This window comes from Priestia sp. P5_B4, assembly GCF_056400385.1.
In genome coordinates, this window is sequence record NZ_JBFULJ010000349.1 from 1 (window position 1) to 3,826 (window position 3,826).

The 3,826-nt window shown below is 38.8% G+C and carries 4 protein-coding genes; 3 read left to right on the forward strand and 1 reads right to left on the reverse strand.

Features of this window, described 5'->3' with window-relative positions; translation table 11 throughout:
• Positions 1 to 243 precede the first annotated feature (243 nt).
• The 3 genes from AC1DRF_RS19045 (at position 244) to AC1DRF_RS19055 (ending at position 3,290) form a co-directional block, all read left to right on the forward strand.
• A complete protein-coding gene (locus tag AC1DRF_RS19045; RefSeq protein ID WP_028408112.1) occupies positions 244 to 534 on the forward strand; it encodes a putative quinol monooxygenase in 291 nt (96 codons plus the stop codon).
• A 316-nt stretch (positions 535 to 850) separates the two neighbouring features.
• Positions 851 to 2,290: an aldehyde dehydrogenase family protein gene (locus AC1DRF_RS19050; protein ID WP_477741404.1), complete on the forward strand. Its 1,440-nt coding sequence runs from the start codon at positions 851 to 853 to the stop codon at positions 2,288 to 2,290.
• A 151-nt stretch (positions 2,291 to 2,441) separates the two neighbouring features.
• Positions 2,442 to 3,290 (forward strand): MBL fold metallo-hydrolase, encoded by an 849-nt coding sequence (locus AC1DRF_RS19055; RefSeq protein ID WP_427076685.1) that lies wholly within the window; start codon positions 2,442 to 2,444, stop codon positions 3,288 to 3,290.
• 139 nt (positions 3,291 to 3,429) lie between these two features.
• Here AC1DRF_RS19055 and AC1DRF_RS19060 read toward each other — a convergent pair whose 3' ends face one another.
• A complete protein-coding gene (locus tag AC1DRF_RS19060; protein WP_230184297.1) occupies positions 3,430 to 3,666 on the reverse strand; it encodes a hypothetical protein in 237 nt (78 codons plus the stop codon).
• Positions 3,667 to 3,826: the final 160 nt, after the last annotated feature.

The following is a 3,826-nucleotide window of genomic DNA, read 5'->3' on the forward strand; positions in this document are numbered from 1 at the left end:
CAGTGTAGCTAAAGCAGTCGTGAAACACTTATTGAAATAAGATGTAAAAAAGCCTGTAGGCTTATAGCCTACAGGCTTTTTTATGAACAGCATCAAGAAAGACCGATGTGGATAACATGTATGTTGTGCCGTCTTGAACTAGAGAAATCAATCATCATACAAAAAATATGATGGTCAGTGTAATAAATTCAAAAAGAGGGAAGCTTTTTATGGAGAATATTTTTAAAGAAATGAGGAAAAACGATGTCAGAAATTATTATTAACGCCATTTTGCAAGCCAAGCCAGGAAAAGAAGAAGAGCTTCGATCAGAGTTAGTAAAAGTTATTAAACCATCAAGAGAAGAAAAAGGATGTATTCAATACACTCTCCACCAGGATACAGACAAAGCAGGCACATTTGTTTTTTATGAGAAATGGAAAAGCCAAGAAGATGTTGAAGCTCACATTGAAACACCTCACTATCAACAATACAGACAGCAAACAGAACCGTTAATTGAAAGCAGAGCGGTACATCGTTTACAAGAAGTACGTTAATACAAAAAGAAGGGGAACAAAAGTGTTTTAGTTGAAGGAAGATCCGAACGAGGAACCGAGATTCTTGATGGAGAATCAAACTCGTTCGGATTTTTTTGTGGTTATGGTGAACGTAGGTTTCATTTAGTGAGATCACGCAGAAGCGTAAGCGATGAGGAAAAATAATGTCAGCTGCGAAACGCCGATTGGAAAAGAGGTAAGGCAGTGAAGGAAACAAAAAATAATAGAAGCGGTGTTTGAGAAGCAGACAGGCGGGTAGATAAAAACTAGATGACATAGTTCAACAATTAACAAACTAAAAGGAGAGATCAAATCAATGCGTACAAATTTAAAACACTTTATTAACGGCGAATGGATTGAATCAACAGGAAACGAAACGTCAGATGTGATCAATCCTGCTACTGAAAAATCAATTGGTAAAATTAGCTTAGGTACAAAAGAAGATCTAGATAAAGCCGTGGCAGCAGCTAAAGCAGCTCTTCCCACATTTTCAAGAACAACAAAAGAAGAGCGAATTAAAATGCTTCGCAATATTGCAAAAGGATATGAAAAGCGTAAACAGGAGCTTATTGAAGTTATGACTGAAGAGCTTGGCGCTCCTTTAAAGATTTCAGAAGAAGTTCACTATGAAATGGGACTTAGCCACTTTAAAGAAGCAGCTAATGCACTTGAAGATTACACATTTGAAAAAGATCATGGAAGCTACAAGGTCGTGAAAGAGTCTATTGGAGTAAGCGGACTTATTACACCATGGAACTTCCCAACAAATCAGACCTCTACTAAAATTGCAGGAGCTATCGCAGCAGGAAGTCCAATGGTATTAAAACCATCAGAACTTACACCGTATGCAGCGATGATATTAGCAGAGATCATTGATGAAGCTGGTGTACCAAAAGGTGCCTTTAACCTTGTAAACGGAACAGGAAGCACAATCGGTGACGKTATTAGTTCTCACCCGGACATTGATTTTGTATCATTTACAGGATCAGGTGCTGTAGGCGAGAAAATTATGCAAAACGCGGCTAAAACAATCAAAAAAGTAGCGCTTGAGCTAGGCGGGAAATCGCCGCTAGTTGTATTAGAGGATGCAGATGTAGAAGAAGCGGCTAAAATAGCAGTTTCACACATTGCAATGAATACAGGGCAAGTATGTACGGCAGCAACGCGCATTATCATTCCTGCCTCTATGAAAGAAAAATTTGAAGAAGCAGTGAAGAAGGTTCTACCATCATTCCCAGTTGGTGACCCATTAAATAAAGACAACGTAACTGGACCGCTCGTAGCAGAAAAACAGTGGGATCGCGTACAGGATTATATTAAAAAAGGAATGGACGAAGGTGCAACACTTCTTACTGGCGGAACGGGTAAACCAGACGGCTTAGAGACAGGATACTTTGTTAAACCGACAGTCTTTACCGACGTTTCAAATGATATGGTTATTGCACAAGAAGAAATCTTTGGACCTGTAACAACTATTATTACGTATGAGGATTTAGAGCAAGCTCTTGAAATTGCGAATGATACAATTTATGGACTTGCAGGCTATGCGGTCGGAAAAGACCAAGAAACACTTGACTATGTTGCTAAAAATATTAGAGCTGGTCAAATTATCGTCAACGATGCYGAGCAAGACAGAGCTGCACCATTCGGTGGATTTAAGCAATCTGGTATTGGACGCGAGTGGGGAGCATTTGGTATTGAAGAATATCTAGAGCCAAAAGCAATCATGGGCGTTAAAGTTCCGGCAAAAGTATAATTGGTGTAAAAAAAGAAAGGAGTTTTTCTCCTTTCTTTTTTTATGGATACCTAAAATAGAGCCAGTTAAAAAAGAATAACCAAAGCAAAGGTGGATAGCATAAACGTGTATCACATATATGAAGTGACACGTTAAAGGAGGGAATTATAAATTGAATAGAGAGATGCACGGAAGTTCATCAACGGAAAGTTTCATTCCCATGAGCTCTATAGCCAGTGGAAAAGGAGTCGAAGTGGCACCGGATATCTACAGCTACACTACGCAGATTGTTAACATATGTTTTATAGGAAATCCAGACAAAGAAAATAGTTTTGTACTTGTGGATGCGGGAATGCCTAATTCGGCTTCTATGATTATCAAAGAGGCAGAAGAAAGGTTTGGAAAAGAAAAAACACCAAAAGCAATTATTCTGACACATGCACATTTTGATCATATTGGATCTATTATTGAACTAGTGGAGAAGTGGAACATACCGGTATATGCACATCCACTTGAACTTCCATATGTGACGGGTGAAAAAAATTATCCTACACCAGATGGCACAGTGGAAGGCGGACTCGTGGCAAAGCTTTCTCCGCTATTTCCAACGGAAGCCATTGATTTAGGCTCTCATGTGCAAGCTTTACCAGCCGACGGCTCTGTACCTCATATGCCGGAATGGGAATGGATTCACACCCCGGGCCATTCTCCAGGACATATTTCTCTTTTTAGAAAGCAGGATCTTGCACTTATCGCAGGAGATGCTTTTGTTACCACTAAGCAAGAATATTTACTGGATGTACTAGAGCAAGAATTGGAGATTAGCGGTCCTCCTCGTTATTTAACTACGGACTGGGCATCTGCCAAAAGATCAGTTGAAGTGCTTCAGTCACTTCATCCGTCTGTGGCGGTGACCGGACATGGAAAACCGGTTTCCGGAGAATGGCTTTCAACTAATTTATTGAAGCTTGTTAAAAACTTTGATAAAATTGCCCGTCCGGATTACGGAAAGTATGTATAAGAATAAAGAAATAACTCTAATCTTTACCCAGGTCTTAAAAGTTGCAGATGAAGATCAAAAGCTCTACGAACTCACTGAGTTCGTAGAGCTTTTTTAGTTTTTTCTTATAAAAGTAAGAAAGAGCTATTTTTAACTTTCATTAAAAATTTTGCTGAATAGCCTGCTGGGCTTCGCGTAAATGTCTTAAATGCTCTTCTATTCGTCTTAATTCTTTATCGTCAGACGTTGCTTCTTTTTGTTCATTAATTTGCTGCTGAACGATGTTCAAATGCATTTGAGCATTTTGAAAATTAGCTCCATTCAAATTCATCTGTCCTTGATAAACAGCTTGTTCAGCTAATTGTAGTGCTTCTTTAATATGAGTGTATGAATTCATGCCTCTCATCCTTCTGTATAGTATTTACAGTTAACATGCGCTGGTTTTTCGCAGGTATACAAACGGATTTAGAAAAAAATAAAAATTACGTAGTACAAGCTAAGCAGGCTGCATACATTTATCATAGTTCAATTTATAAAACCTCAGAAGCAGGGAGGGA

What these genes read in the sequence shown, in the direction of transcription:
- AC1DRF_RS19045 (WP_028408112.1), top strand. Translation starts at nt 244, where the DNA reads ATGTCAGAAATTATTATTAACGCCATTTTGCAAGCCAAGCCAGGAAAA.
- AC1DRF_RS19060 (WP_230184297.1), bottom strand. Translation starts at nt 3,666, where the DNA reads ATGAATTCATACACTCATATTAAAGAAGCACTACAATTAGCTGAACAA.